The organism is Bacillus cereus group sp. N24 (assembly GCF_016483345.1).
Classification (GTDB): Bacteria; Bacillota; Bacilli; order Bacillales; family Bacillaceae_G; genus Bacillus_A; species Bacillus_A toyonensis.
In genome coordinates, this window is sequence record NZ_JAEHCA010000072.1 from 1 (window position 1) to 2,239 (window position 2,239).

Below are 2,239 nucleotides of genomic sequence, written 5' to 3' on the forward strand. Positions count from 1 at the left end.
ATGTATCATTGCCTTAGACCAGAAGCCGTACCATATCAAGCGTGCTACGGCGATATTTTGTACGTTGACGCAGTTTTAAAATATTATCAGCCAGGTTCTGTCGTTTCTGGTGGAGGAGGAAATCCAGGAAGTGGCGGAAGTAGCGGTTCAAAAGTTGCCGATGTAGGTCGCCAATGGATAGGGCGTTCTACCTATGTATTTGGTGGAGGACGTAACACAAATGACATCGCAAGAGGGATTTTTGATTGTTCAAGTTTTGTACGCTGGGCATTCGAACAAGTAGGGATGTATACCAGTCCGATAGGAGCTGTAAGTACGGAAACATTAAATAAAATCGGTACAAAAGTATCAGTAAATGATATGAAACCGGGTGATGTTATTTTCTTTGATACCTACAAACATGACGGACACGTTGGCATTGTAATTGATAAGAATACTTTCATAGGATGCCAAACGAATAAAGGTGTTTCTATTGAAGATTTAAATAATCCGTATTGGAAAAAAGTCTTTTCTGGTCATGTAAGAAGGTTCTAAAAACCGAAAGAATAGGAGACTGAAAGAATGAAAGATAAACGAAAATTTTTGTTTATTGTGTTTGTCATTTTAGTTGTAGGTGTGACAGCTTTTAATATCTATTTGAGCAAAAAGTCAATGAGTGATGGCAAAGAAAAACAGTTAAAACTTTCAAATGAATTACTAACAAAACAAAATGAAGACTTAAAAAAACGACTAGATAAGGTGCTTCCTTCCGCACAGGAACAACAGAGAAGGGCATACTTATCGACAGCCGAAACATTTATACAATTATCATTTCACAGAGAAAAAGAAGGGTACAGCGAGCGAAAAGAAAAGGCAAAATCCATTATGAGCGAAGAACTTTTACAACAATTTTATCCAACTGATAAATACGAATTAGGAGATACGTATAAAACGAAACCAATAGAAATGAAGTTTTATTTACAAGAAAATGAACCCGATAAAGAGGAGGTAAATGTGTTAGCCGAATTTATAAATGTCACGACAGATTCAACGCAAAACCGAGAAGAAAAAGTAAACAATGTGTTACGAATCATCATGAAAAAAGATAAGGAAACATGGCGAGTTACAAGTGTGGAAGAGTTAAATATGAAAGTTTTATAACGAAAAAGGTGGGGTGAGAGTGTGATAGGTGCAATTGGTAAGAAGAGTGAAAGAATCAATCTAAGAAAAAATAAGTCGTGGATCTACCTAACAATTATCAGCTTTCTATTTTTGGGATTTTTTGCTTTCTTGACATCAAAAATTTACATGCCAAACGATGAAAAACTATTCCATACAGAGACAAATAAAGTAATTAAGTTGTCGGGTATGGGGAAATTGATTGTAGAAAAAAGGGAATACAATCCACACAAAAACTTTATACAAATTTACTTTCGATTAGAAGGATATGAGGAAACAGGATATACATTTAAGGCACAGCAAAAAGCAAATCCAGGTGTTCAGTTACCTGTCAAAGTATTGTATGAAGAGAACGGAAAATACGTTGTAGAAGTAAAAGAGTTATCTCCGAATTGGGGAGCGTTAGCTTTCGATATTTACAATAAAAACGGTGAAAAAGAACAAATGGATATTCGTAAATTCACACAAGATGTTAATGAATATGAAGAAGAAAATGCAGCAACAAAAAGTCCGAATAAATTAGTTCAGACGATTTTTACCGATCAAAGTAAAACAAAAGCAAATGATGAATTGTTAGCTGAAGATAAAAAAACATATGAGCTAGATTTTATAGAAAGAGACAAAAAGGATATCGAAACAAAGATCAAGAATTACGGGAAAGCAATCAAACTGGAAGAAGAAAATGCGAAGACGGTTTATGAAAAAGTAAAAGAATTACAAGATGAAATGAAGTACCAAACCGAAGCGGAAAAAACAGAAACGCAATCAAAAATAGCATCCTTAGAATCTAAAATAAAGTCATCAGAAAAGAACGTGGAATTGTTTAAAGGGGAACAAAAAATTGCACGAGATAAGATCAAAAAATTAGAAGAAAAGGCACAGGAAATTAATAAAAAGTGAAAAAAGTCGTGTCGTGAGTGAGTCTACATCGAAGGATTTTGTATCGTGAGTGAGTCCACATCACGAAAAAATGAGTCGTGAGTGAGTCTACATCAAAAGAGTTTGTGTCGTGAGTGAGTCTACACCTAGAAGGTTTTCTTGTTCCCATCGTTTCGCTAGGCTCCGCCTAGCTTCACACCTT

At 35.0% G+C, this 2,239-nt stretch carries 3 protein-coding genes; all 3 read left to right on the forward strand.

Annotation, left to right across the window (positions count from 1 at the left end; translation table 11 throughout):
- Nucleotides 1-534: C40 family peptidase (locus tag JDS95_RS30325; protein ID WP_199691036.1), on the forward strand; the 534-nt coding region annotated here is incomplete at its 5' end.
- A gap of 27 nt (nt 535-561) precedes the next feature.
- Nucleotides 562-1,140, forward strand: coding sequence for a hypothetical protein (locus tag JDS95_RS30330; RefSeq protein ID WP_000653474.1), 579 nt, complete (start codon nt 562-564; stop codon nt 1,138-1,140).
- 21 nt (nt 1,141-1,161) lie between these two features.
- The gene (locus JDS95_RS30335) at nt 1,162-2,058 is read left to right on the forward strand and encodes a hypothetical protein (protein WP_199691037.1); all 897 of its coding nucleotides are present in this window, start codon (nt 1,162-1,164) and stop codon (nt 2,056-2,058) included.
- Nucleotides 2,059-2,239: the final 181 nt, after the last annotated feature.